Source organism: Endozoicomonas sp. SESOKO1 (assembly GCF_024606265.1).
Taxonomy (GTDB): Bacteria; Pseudomonadota; Gammaproteobacteria; order Pseudomonadales; family Endozoicomonadaceae; genus Endozoicomonas.
In genome coordinates, this window is the sequence record NZ_JAHHPP010000240.1 from 1 (window position 1) to 16,564 (window position 16,564).

Consider the following 16,564-nt stretch of genomic DNA (forward strand, 5'->3'; position numbering starts at 1 on the left):
GCGGTTCTTCATTATCCTCCTCCGGATAGTCATCGAAATAATCGCCCCCCGAAAAACCGGGCTCAACACGGGTTCTGGCAGGTTCTTTTTTAGCAAACCCTTCCTTCAGAAGGCTCTCTTTCAGAATGCTCTCTTTCAAAGAGCTGGGCCGGGCACCACCATTAGGCAGTTCACTGGAAAAATCATCGTCATAGCCTTTGACTTCCTCCAAACCAAAGCTGATTTCCGATGACCTTTTTCTGGCCAGTCGCATCCTGCGATAACCGTCAGCCAATACGCCGACAATTACCAGTATTCCTATGAGTGTCAGCCATTCTCGCAAACTCATGTCCTTGCTGCCCTGTAGACCTTGAAACAACGCCCGAATTGCAGTTTGTTTCCCTGTGATAACACTTGATGACAATAACTATTCTGTAAAATAGACAACTGCCATGTATCACATCCGCATTTATTGCTGCAATCGACCAACGTTGCAATATTACAATAAAAAAATAACAAATTAAGCTATGGACGTTTACTTAACGCGCTTTTTTGACTGCGTTGAGTCAAAGTCATAGCTAATTTATCCAACTACCAAGTATCCCCTCTGTGGATACTTACAACTCAGCCATTGCCGCCGCCTGCTCAATATCCACCGATACCGGCCTGGATACGCCAGGCTCATGCATGGTGACACCCACCAGCTGGCTGGCGGCCTGCATGGCAATTTTATTGTGAGTGATGTAAACAAACTGCACTTTATCACTCATTTCAGACACCATTTTTGCATACCGACCAACGTTGGCATCGTCCAAAGGGGCATCCACCTCATCCAGCATACAGAAAGGCGACGGATTCAACTGGAAGATGGCAAATACCAGGGCAATGGCCGTCAGCGCCTTTTCACCACCGGAAAGCAGGTGGATAGTACTGTTTTTCTTGCCCGGAGGCTGAGCCATTATAGCCACACCGGTATCCAGCAGGTCTTCTCCGGTTAATGCCAGATATGCCTGACCACCGCCAAATACCCGGGGAAACAACTCCTGAAGACCGCTGTTGACCTTATCGAACGTCATCCTGAACCGTTGACGGGTCTCCTTATCGATCTTGCGAATAGCATTCTCCAGGGTATTCAGGGCAGACTCCAGGTCATCATTCTGGGCATCCAGATACTGCTTCCGCTCCGACTGGGTTTCGTACTCTTCAATGGCCGCCAGGTTAATAGCACCCAAACGCTCAATTCGTGCGGCGATCCGCTCCAGTTCCTGCTCCCACTGCTGCTCAGAAGCATCATCCGGAAGGTTCTCAAGTACCGTTGCCAGATCAAACTGATCTTCTTTCAGTTGTTCAGCCAGTGTCGTTCGACGAACCTGCATCCCCTGCCAGTCCATTCTCAGCTTTTCCAGCTGTTCCCGGATTTTCTGCGCCTGCTGCTCAGCACTGTGACGAACCTTCTCCCCTCCACGAATCCGCTGCTCCACTTCTTCAAGGGCCATCCGGGCCTGCTGCATCGCCTCTTCCTGCTCAAGACGCCTGGCCAGCATTTCCTCCAGCTGTTCCCGCAGATCCCCCTCTGGCGAGTTGGATTCAGACATGGACTCCCTGAGAAACTCCCGTCGCTCCCGGAGCTTGGTAGACTGTTGGCTTAAACGCTCAATCGCTGCCTTCAGAGAGCCTATCCGGGTATTGATGGATTGCTGACGAAGGGCAAGTTGGTGGGCTCGCTCTTTATCAAAACGCGCCTGGTGACGCACCTCTTCGAGACGTGCCTGAAGCTTCTCACGCTGATCCTGCATCGCTTCCCGACGACCAATGTCTTCTTCCATATGGTCCAGAGCTTCCTGCAGGCGCATGCGGGACTCGCCAATCACCTCCTGCTCAAGCCCATACTGTTCCCTGACCTCCTGCAGCTCCTGCTCAAGGCGTCGACGACGTTCGGAAAACTGTTCTAACCGGACCTTTCGCGCACCAAGATCCGCCCGCACCTCACCCTGGTTCCGGTTGAGTTCGGACAGCTGCTTTTGCAGTTGCTCCCGCTGAGTCTCATGCTGTTCGAGTTTTGCCCTGGCGCCTTCCAGCTGCTCTTTCAATAGCAGGCTGCTTTCTTCCAGAGTTGTAAGCCTGTCACCCAGGGCGTCCATCTCTTTCTGGCGTTCCAGCACACCGGCATTATTATCAACGCCCCGGTTAACCCGCAGCCAGCCGGAAGATAGCCAAATGCCATCCGGTGTAATGATTGATTCGCCAGCCTGGAGTTTTGCACGCAGGGAGAGCGCCGTTTCCAGTGAATCTGCAGCATAGATTCCAGCCAATAAGGGCAGAGCTTCCTGACCGCTGATCACTTTGTCTGCCAGCAGTGGCAACTCACTTAACGAAGGAGTATGTTGCTGGCCTGCGCCAGCCTCCAGCAGCACCAGCGATCCCTGCTCTAACGCACCCAGCGCATCCGCGACAGGATCAAGGCTATCCAGACACACGGCCTGGAGGCTATCGCCCAGAACGGTTTCAACCGAACGTTCCCAGCCCGCATCCACCTGAAGCTTATCCATCAGACGGGTATGTTCATTGAGCTGCTGTTGCTCCAGCCACTCAATGGTGCCCGTATCCTGATGCAGTGATGCCTGGTGCAGAGCTTCCAGCGAAGCGTGTCGACCACGCACCATGCTGAGTTCATCCCGGTTGTTGTCCAGCTCAGCCGTCAGGCTCTGCACCTGATCACGCTGTTGCTCAACCGCTTCAACACACTCTTCGATGCGCAGCTCAACAGTTTCTGCGGTTAACTCCAGTTCGGTCAGCTTCTCCGACAGAAGCGTCATCTCTTCCTGGTCTTCAGTACCACCAAGAGCGGCAGACTCTTCTTTCAGGCGACCTTCCCGTTCCTGCAAACGCCCCATCACCTGCTCGGCATGATGGATGCGGGACTGCTCAACTTCAGCGGTTCGCTTTGGCTCATGGGATCGCTGATTAAAGTTATCCCACTCCTGCTGCCAGCGCTGCATCGCCTCTTCTGCCCGGGTCAGGACATCACCAGAGTCTGCCTCCTGATCCTGCAGCATGGCCAGCTCCGGCTCCAGTTCGATCAGCTCTTCCTGAAAAGCCTCCAGCTGCTGCTGATCATCCGCCAACTGTTCACGGGCCTCTTCCCAGCTGTGTTCCACCTGCTCAAGGTCACGACTCAACTCTTTGGAACGTTCTTCCCGGTGCTGCAGGGTCTGTTCAATACGGGTAACTTCATTGCCCGTGCCGTAATAGCTGGATTGCGCTTCATGGAAACGGTCACTCAGCTCCATCTGCTGGACGCGATCTTCTTCCATGGCAGCATCCGCTGAACGCTGTTGACTGATCGCCGCTTCCAACTGAACCTCGAACTCACGGATGGCCTGTTCCTGGGACTGGGCTCCGGTATTGATGGTCTGCCATTTCAAGGCCTGCAACTGAGCCTTTTTCAGCCGCTCCTCGGCTTTGAACTCTTTATACTTTTCCGCTGCCTGAGCCTGCCGTTGCAGATGGCCAAGCTGACGCCCCAGCTCTTCTCGCAGGTCGGTCAGTCGTTCAAGGTTTTCATTGGTTCGGCGGATGCGGTTTTCCGTCTCACGACGGCGCTCCTTGTAGCGGGAGATACCGGCAGCCTCTTCGATAAATACCCGAAGCTCTTCCGGTTTCGATTCAATCAGATTGGAGATAATGCCCTGACTGATAATGGCATAACTTCTGGGCCCAAGACCGGTGCCCAGGAAGATATCCATAATATCTTTACGGCGACACTTACTGCCGTTGAGAAAATAGGTGTTCTTGGCATCGGAGTTAACCGTTCGCTTGACCGAGATTTCCCGGTAAGCGGCAAACGCTCCGGTAACCCGCCCTTCATTATTATCAAAGATCAGTTCTACAGACGCCTGATTGGCAGGCTTACGGCTGTTGGACCCTTTAAAGATAACGTCAGTCATGGATTCGCCACGCAGATGCTTGGCGGACGACTCCCCCATTACCCAGCGCACCGCATCAATAATATTTGACTTGCCACAACCATTGGGGCCTACCACCCCACACATATTGGAGGGAAAGTGAACTGTTGTGGGGTCCACAAACGATTTGAATCCGGCCAGTTTGATGGATTTTAAACGCATCGTTTCCTTTAGCTCTTCACTGTCGGGGCCCGGCTCGGTGTAAGAGCCTGAATACTGACCAATAGTTCACGCTATGGGGCTTTATGCTCCGGTAAAACCACCATTCATAGCATGTTGCTTTGGGCTCCGGTTCCTTGTCATAGCGAATCTTTTACCTGAAAGAGTTTATATTTCTTTCAATCCTGATCTTACACACTATCACAGTAAATAGAAAAGTCGCCTTTTCCGAAATGAAAAAGGCGACTTCCGGTTTTTATAACCGTTTGAGACTGTTATAAAGCTCTCAGTCAACCCCTTATAAACAGCGGGTCTAACCCGTCGGCGTAAATGTAAGCCTGACAGGCTCGGTTGCCGTGGTTTTCACCCCTTTTACCTGCACCTGATAATCAGGGGACATGACATTGCCAGTGAGGCTGATCCGTGCCGTGATATCAAGACGGTCAATGGATGACAGCAGCTGCCCCCCCATCATCATGGCACCATTATCATCCAGTATGATCTCCCGTGGGAGGTCTCCGACACTCAGTGGCACAGCAACCACTGGAGGTTGCCTGGCGTCCCCGGCCGGGCGGGCAAAAACCACCACCCTGGCATCATCTGGCAACCCCGCCATTTCAGGGGCCAGATCAATCATGACCCGAAGGGCAACCACGGTATCACCCAGCATCGAACGGGCCTGATTAATGCCCACGCTCAATGACTGCCGGGCTGCGGGATCTACTTCATGGGTCAACGCCAACTGCCAGGCGGCAATGGCTCCCTGGTAATTACCACTGGCAAAGGCATCAATCCCCTTCAACCCCAATGCCGTAGTATTCTGACCATCTTTCAGCAGTGTCTGCTGATAGAGTTCACGAATTTCAGGAGTGACCTCATTATTGCTGTTTAAAAACAGCACCTGGGCCAGTTCTGCGGTGACCTGGGGGTGCCCATTACTGATGCTGGCCAGGTACCGATAGGTTGTAACCGCTTCGTCCAGTTTACCCACTCTCAGGTAATGACTGCCCAGCATGAACAGCGCCTGATTATTTTCCGGCCGCTTGGCCACCCAGTTTTTAAGGACGGTTTCTACCTGCTCGCTATTGAGCTGGCCATCCTGCATGGCGTTTACCACGGCAATCTCAGTGGTTGCACCCAGCTTAAAATAAAGGATCACAGTGGAAACCGGCACAATCAGTGCAATCAGCAGTGCAAACCCCGGCTTTTTCAACAGAGAATATGCGCTCGCGGGCTGTTTATCCCCCAGCTCATCAGCCAGCTTTTTCTTCAACTCCAGTTTCAGCTTTTCCGCCTCGTCTGCTGACACCTGCCCCTGTTGCAACTGCCAGTCCAGATCCGCCATTTGATCACGGAAACTGGCAACATTGGCAGACTCTTCAGACTCACCCGGCACCGACACGGCAGGCTTGATCAATGGCCAGACAGAAATCAATACAGCAATGGCAATCAGCAATGCGGCTACCAACCAGAACTCCATCATTACTCCTTACCATCCGTTTTATGATCTTCTGATGAGTGTGTGCTCAAATGGTCTGTCAGAAATCTGTTCAGCTTTTGATCCAGCAACGCTTCTTCGGCGTTATGTCCGTCAGGGGCCGCTTGTACCGATTCCGTAACCGCCGCTTTATGCCTGCGAACCACCACAACAAGCACTACCAGGCCAACCAGCAACAGCAGCAAAGGCCCAAGCCAGAGGACAAGGTTCAAACCGGAAACACGGGGTTTGTAGAGCACAAAATCACCGTAACGGGCGAGCATAAAGTCGACAACGGTCTGGTTATCTGCGCCCTCATTCAACAGACGGTGGACTTCCCGCCGAAGATCCTGGGCAATGGGCGCATTAGAATCGCCGATGGTCTGGTTTTGACACTTTGGACAACGCAGCTCATTGGTCAGCTCGAAAAAACGCTGCTCCTGTTCCGGTGTCGAAAACTGATAGGAGTCGATGACACCATAGGTCGTGCCCGTAAACAGAACCATCGATAGCAGAATGATCAACCGGGAGGTTAGGCGCTTTATCATTTGACCTCCCCTTCATGATTATTTGCCTGCGCTTTGCGGGCTATTTTTTGCAAATGGCTGAATCTGGGCTCAAGGTCATTCTTCCAGACATTGGCATCAACAATGCCGACATGCTTATAACGAATAACACCCTGATGATCGATTAAATAGGTTTCCGGCGCACCATAAACACCGAGATCAATGCCCAGCGAACCACTCTCATCGTTAATACTGAAACGATAAGGGTCATGCAGCGTCTTCAACCACTTTCTGGCTTCAGGCTGGTCATCCTTGTAGTTCACACCGTAAATGGGGACACCTTTATTGGCCAGATCCACCAGATAGGGGTGTTCGACCCGACAGGCAGGACACCAGGAGGCCCAGACATTGATCAGGGCAACTTCACCCAGCAGGTGCTCTCTGGTCACTGTCCGGTCAGGGTTCTTAACCGTTGACCGCTCAAATGCCGGTAAAGGCTGATCCAGCAGGGCGGATGGCAACTCGCCCGGATTTTCCCGGAACAGTGCCACATAAAACATCAGGCAAAGCCCGAGAAAGATCGCCAGCGGCAAAAACAGTTGCAAACGTCGTTTCATGCGCTGGCCACTCCCTCATCCCCAAAAGGTCTTAATGCGTTCACTTTCTGACGTACTTTCATTCTGTAGCGCCGGTCAGAGATCGCCACCACACCACCCAGCGCCATAAACAGGGAGCCCAGCCAGATCCAGCGAACAAAAGGCTTGATATGCAGTCGCAGTGCCCAGCTGCCGTCATCACCCAATGGCTCCCCTAAGGCAACGTAAATATCACGGGTTAATCCCGGGTCAATGGAAGCCTCGGTCATGGGCATTTGCTGGGCGGTATAGACTCGCTTCTCAGGATGTAATACCGCTATTTGACGACCATTTTCGTAGACAGTTACAGACCCATAGTCGGATGTGTAGTTAGGGCCGGGCCGCATACTGACACCATCAAAACGGAACTGATACTCTCCAAGAGTTACCATATCGCCGGGAGTCATTCGCAAATCACGCTGGCTGCTGTAACCACTGCTGATGGCGACACCAACGATGGTGACCGCCAGACCCAGATGCGCAAGATGCATCCCGTAATACGCAGGTTTCAGACGCTTTAATGCATCGACCATCCCCGTTTTTGCCCGGGCGTTTCGGGTCTTATTGAGAATATCCCGCCCCATGGTGAGCACGATCCACAGCACCAGGGCCATGGCCAGCACTTCACTGATCAGAAAATGCTTTGCAAAAACGTCACCGTAGAACAGGCTGAACCCTAAACCACCAAGAATGGATACCAGCAAAATCCAACGGGTCTGGCTGATCAGCCATTTGACAGAACCACTCTTCCAGTTGAGCAGAACACCAAACCCCAGGGCAAAAGCCAGCAACATGGCCATTGGCACAAAGACAAGATTGAAGTAAGGAGGTCCGACTGAAATCATGCCCATATCAAGAGACTCCAGCAGCAGCGGGAATAAGGTTCCAAGCAGCACGGTAGCGGCACTGGCTGTCAGCAGAATATTATTAACCAGCAGCAGCGTTTCCCTGGATGCCATGGAAAAACTGATTCGACTGCGCACTTCAGGGGCCCTGAGGGCAAACAGTGTCAGCGATGCACCGACGACAATCATCAGATAAAAAAGGATAAAGACCCCTCTTTCCGGATCATTGGCAAAGGCGTGGACCGAGGTGAGCACGCCGGAGCGAACCAGAAACGTACCCAGCAGGCTCAGTGAGAAGGTAAAGATGGCCAGCAGCAACGTCCAGCTTTTGAACAGGCCGCGTTTTTCTGTCACTGCCAGGGAGTGCATCAGCGCCGTTCCCACCAGCCAGGGCATCAGAGAGGCATTTTCCACCGGGTCCCAGAACCACCAGCCGCCCCAGCCAAGCTCGTAATAGGCCCACCAGCTACCCAGGGAAATCCCCAGGGTCAGGAAAACCCAGGCCACTGTCGTCCATGGCCTTGCCCATCGGGCCCAGGCAGTGTCAAGCTGCCCACCCAGCAGTGCGGCAATGGCAAAGGCAAAGGCAACGGCAAAACCAACGTATCCCATATACAGCATGGGCGGGTGAACGATAAGGCCAAAGTCCTGAAGCAGCGGGTTCAGGTCGGCACCATCTTCCGGGGGAAAAGGCAGAATGCGGTTAAAAGGGTTGGACGTCAGCAGGGTAAACAGCAAAAAGCCAACGGTAACCATCCCCATGACCGAGAGCACTCTGGCGGACAACTCAGGAGGCAGGCGGTCGCTCCTGAAAGCGACCATCGCCATCCAGCCGACAAGGATCAGCACCCACATCAGCAGCGACCCTTCATGCCCTCCCCAGGTGGCACTGACTTTATATGGTACAGGCAGCAGACTGTTCGAATGCCTGGCGACATAATCCACCGAAAAGTCATCAGTAATAAATGCCCAGACCAGACACAGAAATGAAAAGCCAACAAAGGCAAACAGTCCCCAGGACAGGGAGCGGGCCTGATTCATTAAACGAAGATTACCGGTGTAACTGCCCACCAGCGGAAAAATGCTGAGCAAAAGACTCAGGCACAAGGCAATAATCAGAGCCAGCAGGCCAGCTTCAGCTACCATCTTGCAGGCTCCTCAGCTCACGTTGAACAGTGGTTTGTGCAGCAGGCCTGGCGTAACCCGGTTTTGGATGTGCTTCATCAATGGCTTTCTGCACTTCCGGCGGCATGTAGTTTTCATCATGTTTGGCCAACACTTCCGTCGCAGCAAAAACACCGTCACTGCCAAGCGTCCCCAGGGCAACAACACCGGAACCTTCAACAAAAAGGTCAGGCAAAATACCTTCATAGTGGACCGTCACTTCTCCGGCACCATCGGTGATGCGAAAGCTGACCTTCAGGCTTTCGCTATCGCGCTCAACTGAGCCTGGAACCACCAGGCCACCACCGCGCATCCGCTGAGCTACCGGTGCTTCACCGGCAGCCATCTGGGCCGGGGAGAAGTAGTGATTTATGTTCTCGCGAAGCGCAAACAACATCAGCGCCACAGCCAACCCAACGCCTGCCAGCAGCAGTAATACAAGTATTAATCTCTGTTTGCGAACTGCATTCATTGGGCGCTCCCCTTAACAGACTCAAGGTTTTCTTTTTGTTGTTCGGCTTGTTGTTCAGCTTGTCGCTCAGCGCAGTGCTTTTGTTGTGTGCTCCCGGAGTTGGCAGAGTGCCTCCCGGTGTCATCACCACTGCCTGCAGTGACCTGATTCACGTCCACGCCTCTTTTGACCAGGCGCTCCTCTCGCCTCACTTGTGCAGCTATCTGTGCGAATATCCGCCGTCTTGCCATCAACGGCACGGCCAGATTGTAAGCAATCACCACCGAAGCAACGGCATAGGCACTCCAGACATAGATTCCATGGCCCGCCATGGCAAGAAAACCGCTCCAACTGTCAAAATACATAGGCATCAGCTCACCAGCTCTTTTACCCAGCGGGTCTTTCGTTCACGACTGATAATTTCTATACGTAGACGAAGCACCATGACCATCGTAAAAAACAGATAAAATCCAAGAATGGCCAATAACAGGGGCCATAGCATTTCAGGTGCCATGGATGGTTTTTCTGTCAGCGTCAATGTGGCTCCCTGGTGGAGAGTGTTCCACCAATCCACAGAAAACTTGATGATCGGGATGTTGACCACCCCTACCAGGCTGAGAATGGCGCAGGCTTTTGCGGCCGCTTCTATTGTGTGGATTGCACCGCGCAGGGCAATAATGCCGATATACAGGAACAGCAGAATCAGCATGGAGGTCAGCCGTGCATCCCATACCCACCAGGTCCCCCAGGTCGGCTGCCCCCAGATTGCTCCGGTAGCCAGAGAAAGTATGCAGAAGGAAGCCCCGATAGGTGCCATGACTTTCAGCGCCATATCGGCGAGTTTGATTTTCCAGATCAGGGTCACAGCCGCCGCCGTTGCCATCATCATATAGACCGATTGGGCAAGGAAAGACGCAGGTACATGAATAAATATGATTCGGTAACTGTTGCCCTGCAGGTAATCCGGAGGGGTAAACGCCAGCCCCCAGACCAGCGCTACCGATATCAACACCAGGGATGATACCTGAAGCCAGGGCAACCACTTACCGCTGATATCATAAAACCACTTGGGAGAGCCCAACTTATGAAAAAACGTCCAGTTCATAATCTTGTTCTACTTTCCAATCTGGAACCTGAGGCCGCCACCAATGCGACCTGATTTGGCAGGGATTCTCTGCAGGCAGAGAGTGCTGGAAACGTCTTCATTTTTCAAGAAATTGCCCGAAGAAAGATCAGCCTCTTTACCATATTGTGAAAAAAATCGTTACTCATTAATTACCCTTAACGCCCCGGCAATGGCCAGCGGTGCCAGGCACACACCAAGTACCAGAAAAACAGACAACCAGAGAATATGGCCTGTATACGGCATGTTTTGCATGGCAGCGTTAACGGCACCCGTGGCAAAAATCAGTACCGGTATGTAAAGCGGTAACGACAGCAGGGTGAGCAACAAGCCGCCACGCTGTACCCTTACCGTTAATGCAGAACCGATGGCTCCTGCCAGACTGAGTACTGGTGTTCCCAGCAAAAGCGTAATCATAAGCGCGGAGAAAGCATCGGATGGCAGGTGTAACATGATGGCCAGTAATGGCGCCATGAGCGTTAAACAGAAACCACTGGTCAACCAGTGACTGAACACTTTTGCCAGAACCAGTAAGGGAAGCGGGTGTGGCGACATCAATAATTGGTCCAAAGCCCCATCGTCCTGGTCACTTTTGAACAATGAGTCCAGCGACAGTAAAACCGCCAATAATGCACCAATCCAGATAACGCCAGCCGCCAGTTCTGACAAGACTTCCCGATCCGGCGCAATACCAAGGGGAAACAAAGTAGCCACCATCAGGAAGAACGCCATGGGATTAATGGCCTGACCAGGTGACCGGAAAGTAAGTATCAGGTCCCGGCGAATCAGGGCAAGGCAGGCTGAAAACCCTCGCATGGATTGCTGGTCAACATTCGACATCTCCCCCTCCCCTGCCATCAGCAATCCTTTCTTCTGCAAAGCTCTCCACATTCAACTTACGCAGTTTTCCCTGACAATTATTCAATGGCTGATGACTGGTTACCAGTACCATCCCCCCGTGATGAGTGTGCTCATCAAAGAGGCTCTCCAGCCAGGATACACCCTCAATATCAATCGCCGTGAATGGCTCATCAAGAATCCAGAGCCGTGCCCGGCTGGCAATCAGCCCGGCAAAGGCCACCCGCCTCAACTGCCCGGCCGACAGGTGGCTACAGGGAATATCTTCATAACCCGCCAGCTGCACTCGATCCAGTGCACAGAGCAATGCTTCCCGGCTGATTATGGTATTGGCGAGCCTGGCTCGCCAGACAAGGTTTTCGAGAGGTGTCAGGTCAAGTTTCAGCCCCGGTTTATGGCCAAGGAAAAAACAGTTAAGGCGAAAGTCAGCGTACACTGCCGATAAAGGCTGGTCGTTCCAGAAAATATCACCACTACGACTGGGTGAAAAGCCAGCAATAATTCGGAGCAGCGATGTTTTTCCAGCTCCGTTTCTCCCCTCAATCTGGAGTATTTCTCCACTACCAAGCTGAAAGGACAAGTTACTGAACAGCAGCCTGTCGTCCCGTTCACAGCTTAACTGAACCACATTCAGCAAAGCGAACTCCTGAATCTACTGACAATCACCAAAAGCGCCTATCGTTGAGACCCGGATTCACAAAGCAACACAGCCATAAGCCATGAAACGCCCTGTTTTCTCTGATGTCCCTAATTAGCATTGGCTGGCGATTATATCAGGATTTTTTGCTGACTGCGGGGGTAAATGCAGCTCTTTGACCCCATTAACCAGGCTTGGGAAGGTCTCAGGGCATGCCGATCTTCACTCCCATAGAGAAAGTGAAGACAGAAGGCATTTGGAAAGCGGGCACAGAAGGAAAATCTGTGCGGAGAGACAGGTGCCGTTATTGAGCCATAACGCCTGTTGTGTAGGACTCGCCAAGGTCATCAGACTTCAATGTCACCGGGTAATCCAGCGCCAGCCAGGAATAATACCCGTCCCGAAGGAAAAACACGCGTTCATAACCCCATAATGCAGCCAGATAACTGCCGATGGCCCCTCTCATATGGTATGTGCTGTTACCATAGATCACGATAGGCGTCTCTTTTTCCAGAACCCCCGGCACCAGAAGTTGACGAAATCCCCCCCTTAGATCAAGGTTGTGAGATCCATCGACATGACCATATTGCCATTGTTGATAGGGGCGCACATCGATAAAAAGTGCACCTATATCATGAAGGCGTTTTGCCTGATGGGTATTGATGGTAATAACACCATTTATTGCTTCTGGTGCTTCTTCCTGGGCAGGAAGAATAAAGGAAAATGCCGACAACAGAATGGCAGCCGAGATAGAAGTCCATTTCATATAATGCAGGTCCGTTATTAAAAAACTTAATAAAAGAAGTATATGAAGCTAAGACCTACCCACTTGGAACAATAAGAAACTAAAAATAAAATGTTCAAAGCAATGCAGCATATAACCGGCATATATTTCTGAAAACAGATCAATTCAACTAAACTTTGTCAACATAAAAAAGAAAAAGACCAGCTTTCCGACTATTGACCTTTTTTTGTCACTGCCCTTTGAAAATGGAGTGGCTGAGACATTAACTCAGCCAATTTTGCAACCGCGACCTTAAACGCAGTGCAGCCTGAGAGTGAATCTGGCTTACTCTTGATTCACTGACCCCTAATACTTTACCGATCTCTTTCAAATTCATTTCTTCATCGTAATAAAGCATCAATACCAGCTTTTCTCTTTCAGGCAACTTATCAATGGCTTCAATCAGTGCTATTTTAAACTTTTCTTCCTGAATATCTGCAGAGGGCCCCCTGTCTCCTGATCGAGCCTGCATTCTTGACTCTTCACTGTCAAATAACTCTTCATAACTAAAAAGACGACACCCTCTTAAATCACTCAGAATGGTGTAATATTCATCAATTTTCACATCAAGTTCTTTTGCGACTTCAGAATCCCTGGCATCTCTTCCCAGCTTGGCTTCAACAACCTGAACCGCTTCAGTAATACGACGACTATTTCGGTAAACTGATCTTGGCCCCCAGTCACCTTTTCGAATTTCATCCAGCATTGCTCCACGAATTCGAATACCCGCAAACGTTTCGAAACTGGCACCTTTGGATGCATCATATTTTGAGGCTGCTTCAAGCAACCCAATCATTCCTGATTGGACCAGGTCATCAATCTGCACACTGGCAGGCATTCTTGCAGCAAGGTGATTAGCAATTCTTTTTACCAATGAGCGATGTTTTACTACCATCTCTTCCATGCTCAATGTCTTCTTCTGCGCCGTCTTGGTTTGCACCGTCTTAGTTTGCGCCGTCTTAGTTTTCACCGTCTTAGTTTGCACTTCCTGTGCAGTCTCTGTCATAACTAGATCCTCTCCTTGATCCTACCAGGCAAAAAGAATTCTATACGACCTTTTGGCTCAGGCACCGGTAATTTTGATAGCTGATGTCCAATTCTGTGAAATGCTTTTGCAGCCCGGCAGTCGTTACTTTCCATTAAAAGTGCCGACTGCTTTAATACCGCTTCACTTACAGCCTTATCATGTGGAATTGCCCCCAGATAGCTTAACACTATCTGTTTGTCGTCTTTCAGATACTCCTGTAACTTCTCAAACTGTTTTGCACCGCCTCTTCTGCTGCTTACCAGGTTAACAACAATATAAAACTGGTGAACATTGAAAACCCGATACAGAAGCCTTATCTGTCGAACCGCATCAACAACAGACACATCTTCCTGGCTGACGACAACGACTACCTCTGTTGCCGCCTGAATGAGCGTTACATTATCCGGAGCCAGGCCCGGAGCCGTATCAATAATCAAAGTATCCAGATCCGATGCAAGATCATCCATGTCCTGAATCAGCTCCACTGCCTGAATAATTTGAATACTTTCTTTCCACTCACCTTGAGCAACCGGTGTAAATACCCTTACGCCTGAAGGACCATTTAACAGTCCTTTCTGCTGATGACCAGAAGTTGCATTAGCCAACTCAACTTCAGCAGGAGATGAAAAAACAAAATCAGACGACAACTTCTCTGTGATATCACTTTTATTATTCATCCCAAGATTATTCATCCCAAGAGTAAACTCAACATCGGGTACAGAAAGATTACCATCCATCAAAACGACACGCTGACCCAGCTTTGCCAGAGCCAGAGCAAGGTTTACTGCAACTACGGTTTTACCTACACCACCTTTACACCCTGAAACCGCAATCACTCTTTTCTTTGCTTGCGCCATCGTTCTCACTTTAATTTTTCAATTGCTCAGGAAATACATATAGAAAAACGACAAATAATATATATCAATGAGCGTGCCAACTTTGATTTTGAAAATAAAAACAGCAGTCAAACCCTAAAAAAAAACACATCAAGAAAAACAGAAAACCATAACATCATGTTTTTTAACAACTTTCTAAAAGAACACTATTTTTAATTCGCTAATTTTTTGACATAGAATAATTTTCGGTTGCTTTGAAAATATCTTGAACACTTTTTTGAACTGTCTGAAAAGATAGTTATTTGACAGTGTCACTTTATAGTGACGCAAAAATGGCAGCATTTGATCACCAAAACAGGAAGGAATAACGTGTGAACTCATGAAATGATATCGAATAGCAGAATAGCAAGAAGCAGAAGGGATTCGAAGTAGAGTCGAACTACGCAGAAACAACGACGGGAAAGAATTGACCACCTCAGTAAAGCTGAAATTAGAAGTTCATCATTGCAGATAGTTACTATCTGCTATAAAAAAAATGACCACAAGATATGCAGCCATTTTTTCCATCACTGAATATCAGGTTTTAACCGAGTCCTCATATCTCTGAAGGCCATACTTGCGCATTTTTTCCACCAGGGTCGTTCGCCGTATCTGCAGTTTGTCTGCAGCCCTGGCAACAACGCTATTACAGTCATTCAGCGCCTGCTGAATCAAGCTCTTTTCCAGCCGGGTCAGATATTCCTTAAGGTTCAAGCCCCCAACAGGCAGTACCGCGAGATCTTCAGAGGTGGCAGCACCTGCTGGCTGAATACTGTCCGGAAATAAATCAGCCACACCATCATCTTCCTGACTGATCAAATCAAGGTGGCAGAAACTTTCTGGCAGATCCTGGACACCAATAACCCCATAGGGATACATGATCGCAAGACGCTCCAGAAGATTTGCCATTTCACGGACATTTCCCGGCCAGTCATGGCGACAAAGCGATAATATTGCCGCTGAGCTGAGTCGGATGGACCCTCTCCCCTGCTTCTCCATACCATGGGTCAGCTCATTAATCATCAGCGGAATATCTTCAGGTCGCTCTTTGAGAGAAGGCATCTCGATGGGAAATACATTCAAGCGGTAATAAAGATCTTCCCGAAAGCTTCCCTCAGTGATCATAACTTCAAGATTCTTGTGGGTTGCGGCAATGATTCGAACATCCACTTCAATTGGCTCTGTTCCACCAACCCGTTCGAACGTCCTCTCCTGCAGAACCCTGAGCAACTTAACCTGCATATGCAGAGGCATATCCCCTATTTCGTCAAGAAACAGCGTTCCGCCCTGGGCTAGTTCAAACCGCCCCTTGCGACTGGTCACCGCTCCCGTGAAAGCCCCCTTTTCATGACCAAAAAGTTCGCTTTCCAGCAGGTCTGTGGGAATTGCACCGCAGTTAACCGGGACAAAAGGCGCGCTCCGGCGATAGGAGTGTTCATGGAGATTACGGGCAACCACTTCTTTGCCTGTACCCGACTCACCGGTGATCAAAACATTGACATCCCGATCTGCCACCTGGGCCATGGCTGCTCGAACTTTCCGGATTCGATCACTCTTTCCAACCAGCCCACGGAACAATTGTACCTGCTGGTTATAGCCAGTCTGGTGTGCCAGGCGCCACTGCTCACGGTAGACCTGACCGTAATGCAAACTGGATAAAAGTTGAGGCTTGCTGCATGGCCAGTCAACCCGGGCAATAATTTGCCTGGCAAGTGCTACCGGCAGATTGTCAGGCAATGACTCCGAAATCCTGATGACGGGGACGCCACCACACCAACCCTGAACTCTGGAAACCATTCCCTGCAGAGAGCTTTCTGCCTGCAAAAAGTCACCCAGAAAAAGAGCACTGAAGGTTTCCGGAGGAAAAGCACTGACTGTATCTTCCCAGTAGGCTGCACCGATAGCCACTGTGTGATAGCCCATGAACTGCAAAATCGTGCTAAAGTCATGCCGACGCTGCTCCGCGTCTTCAATGATGAGTACCTGCTCAGCTGTTTCCATAAGACGACTATCCCTGTCATCCGGTTAATTTTTACAGCGTAGATACAAATTTTCGAAATCAAAATACATCTTATTATT

Annotated in this window: 14 protein-coding genes and 1 pseudogene; all 15 read right to left on the bottom strand. The window is 50.4% G+C overall.

All coding sequences use genetic code 11. The features are described 5' to 3' along the window. Nucleotides 1-328: pseudogene (locus tag KDK13_RS10705) on the bottom strand (hypothetical protein); the annotation flags it as partial. Nucleotides 329-596: 268 nt separating this feature from the next. Continuing rightward, nucleotides 597-4,106, bottom strand: a complete 3,510-nt coding sequence (gene smc / locus KDK13_RS10710) for a chromosome segregation protein SMC (RefSeq protein WP_257284959.1) — start codon at nucleotides 4,104-4,106, stop codon at nucleotides 597-599. A gap of 310 nt (nucleotides 4,107-4,416) precedes the next feature. Next, the gene (gene ccmI / locus KDK13_RS10715) at nucleotides 4,417-5,586 is read right to left on the bottom strand and encodes a c-type cytochrome biogenesis protein CcmI (protein WP_257284960.1); all 1,170 of its coding nucleotides are present in this window, start codon (nucleotides 5,584-5,586) and stop codon (nucleotides 4,417-4,419) included. Then, the gene (locus tag KDK13_RS10720; protein WP_257284961.1) at nucleotides 5,586-6,128 is read right to left on the bottom strand and encodes a cytochrome c-type biogenesis protein; all 543 of its coding nucleotides are present in this window, start codon (nucleotides 6,126-6,128) and stop codon (nucleotides 5,586-5,588) included. The genes ccmI and KDK13_RS10720 overlap by 1 nt, the downstream gene beginning before the upstream one ends. Continuing rightward, entirely contained in the window at nucleotides 6,125-6,703 is a 579-nt protein-coding gene (locus KDK13_RS10725; protein ID WP_257284962.1) for a DsbE family thiol:disulfide interchange protein, read from the bottom strand. Before KDK13_RS10725 ends, KDK13_RS10720 begins: the two co-directional genes overlap by 4 nt. Beyond that, nucleotides 6,700-8,712 carry a heme lyase CcmF/NrfE family subunit gene (locus tag KDK13_RS10730; RefSeq protein ID WP_257284963.1) on the bottom strand — a complete coding sequence of 671 codons (2,013 nt, stop codon included), beginning with the start codon at nucleotides 8,710-8,712 and terminating at the stop codon, nucleotides 6,700-6,702. The genes KDK13_RS10725 and KDK13_RS10730 overlap by 4 nt, the downstream gene beginning before the upstream one ends. Further along, complete coding sequence (gene ccmE, locus KDK13_RS10735) at nucleotides 8,702-9,202, bottom strand: cytochrome c maturation protein CcmE (protein WP_257284964.1); 501 nt, start codon at nucleotides 9,200-9,202, stop codon at nucleotides 8,702-8,704. Before ccmE ends, KDK13_RS10730 begins: the two co-directional genes overlap by 11 nt. Beyond that, complete coding sequence (ccmD, locus tag KDK13_RS10740) at nucleotides 9,199-9,552, bottom strand: heme exporter protein CcmD (protein ID WP_257284965.1); 354 nt, start codon at nucleotides 9,550-9,552, stop codon at nucleotides 9,199-9,201. The genes ccmE and ccmD overlap by 4 nt, the downstream gene beginning before the upstream one ends. Beyond that, nucleotides 9,552-10,286, bottom strand: a complete 735-nt coding sequence (locus tag KDK13_RS10745) for a heme ABC transporter permease (RefSeq protein WP_257284966.1) — start codon at nucleotides 10,284-10,286, stop codon at nucleotides 9,552-9,554. The genes ccmD and KDK13_RS10745 overlap by 1 nt, the downstream gene beginning before the upstream one ends. A gap of 159 nt (nucleotides 10,287-10,445) precedes the next feature. Further along, a complete protein-coding gene (gene ccmB, locus KDK13_RS10750) occupies nucleotides 10,446-11,144 on the bottom strand; it encodes a heme exporter protein CcmB (protein WP_257284967.1) in 699 nt (232 codons plus the stop codon). Beyond that, nucleotides 11,131-11,790 (bottom strand): cytochrome c biogenesis heme-transporting ATPase CcmA, encoded by a 660-nt coding sequence (gene ccmA, locus KDK13_RS10755; RefSeq protein ID WP_257284972.1) that lies wholly within the window; start codon nucleotides 11,788-11,790, stop codon nucleotides 11,131-11,133. The genes ccmB and ccmA overlap by 14 nt, the downstream gene beginning before the upstream one ends. A 313-nt stretch (nucleotides 11,791-12,103) precedes the next feature. Beyond that, entirely contained in the window at nucleotides 12,104-12,565 is a 462-nt protein-coding gene (locus tag KDK13_RS10760; protein WP_257284968.1) for a rhodanese-like domain-containing protein, read from the bottom strand. 241 nt (nucleotides 12,566-12,806) lie between these two features. Next, nucleotides 12,807-13,487 carry an RNA polymerase sigma factor FliA gene (locus KDK13_RS10765; RefSeq protein ID WP_373692232.1) on the bottom strand — a complete coding sequence of 227 codons (681 nt, stop codon included), beginning with the start codon at nucleotides 13,485-13,487 and terminating at the stop codon, nucleotides 12,807-12,809. Nucleotides 13,488-13,591: 104 nt separating this feature from the next. After that, nucleotides 13,592-14,467: a P-loop NTPase gene (locus tag KDK13_RS10770; protein WP_257284970.1), complete on the bottom strand. Its 876-nt coding sequence runs from the start codon at nucleotides 14,465-14,467 to the stop codon at nucleotides 13,592-13,594. Nucleotides 14,468-15,022: 555 nt separating this feature from the next. Then, entirely contained in the window at nucleotides 15,023-16,486 is a 1,464-nt protein-coding gene (locus KDK13_RS10775; protein WP_257284971.1) for a sigma-54 dependent transcriptional regulator, read from the bottom strand. Between the last annotated feature and the right edge of the window lie 78 nt (nucleotides 16,487-16,564).

What these genes read in the sequence shown, in the direction of transcription:
- ccmD (WP_257284965.1), bottom strand. Translation starts at nt 9,552, where the DNA reads ATGCCTATGTATTTTGACAGTTGGAGCGGTTTTCTTGCCATGGCGGGC.
- KDK13_RS10725 (WP_257284962.1), bottom strand. Translation starts at nt 6,703, where the DNA reads ATGAAACGACGTTTGCAACTGTTTTTGCCGCTGGCGATCTTTCTCGGG.
- KDK13_RS10775 (WP_257284971.1), bottom strand. Translation starts at nt 16,486, where the DNA reads ATGGAAACAGCTGAGCAGGTACTCATCATTGAAGACGCGGAGCAGCGT.
- KDK13_RS10765 (WP_373692232.1), bottom strand. Translation starts at nt 13,487, where the DNA reads ATGGAAGAGATGGTAGTAAAACATCGCTCATTGGTAAAAAGAATTGCT.
- ccmE (WP_257284964.1), bottom strand. Translation starts at nt 9,202, where the DNA reads ATGAATGCAGTTCGCAAACAGAGATTAATACTTGTATTACTGCTGCTG.
- ccmB (WP_257284967.1), bottom strand. Translation starts at nt 11,144, where the DNA reads ATGTCGAATGTTGACCAGCAATCCATGCGAGGGTTTTCAGCCTGCCTT.
- smc (WP_257284959.1), bottom strand. Translation starts at nt 4,106, where the DNA reads ATGCGTTTAAAATCCATCAAACTGGCCGGATTCAAATCGTTTGTGGAC.
- KDK13_RS10745 (WP_257284966.1), bottom strand. Translation starts at nt 10,286, where the DNA reads ATGAACTGGACGTTTTTTCATAAGTTGGGCTCTCCCAAGTGGTTTTAT.
- ccmI (WP_257284960.1), bottom strand. Translation starts at nt 5,586, where the DNA reads ATGATGGAGTTCTGGTTGGTAGCCGCATTGCTGATTGCCATTGCTGTA.
- KDK13_RS10730 (WP_257284963.1), bottom strand. Translation starts at nt 8,712, where the DNA reads ATGGTAGCTGAAGCTGGCCTGCTGGCTCTGATTATTGCCTTGTGCCTG.
- KDK13_RS10770 (WP_257284970.1), bottom strand. Translation starts at nt 14,467, where the DNA reads ATGGCGCAAGCAAAGAAAAGAGTGATTGCGGTTTCAGGGTGTAAAGGT.
- KDK13_RS10760 (WP_257284968.1), bottom strand. Translation starts at nt 12,565, where the DNA reads ATGAAATGGACTTCTATCTCGGCTGCCATTCTGTTGTCGGCATTTTCC.
- KDK13_RS10720 (WP_257284961.1), bottom strand. Translation starts at nt 6,128, where the DNA reads ATGATAAAGCGCCTAACCTCCCGGTTGATCATTCTGCTATCGATGGTT.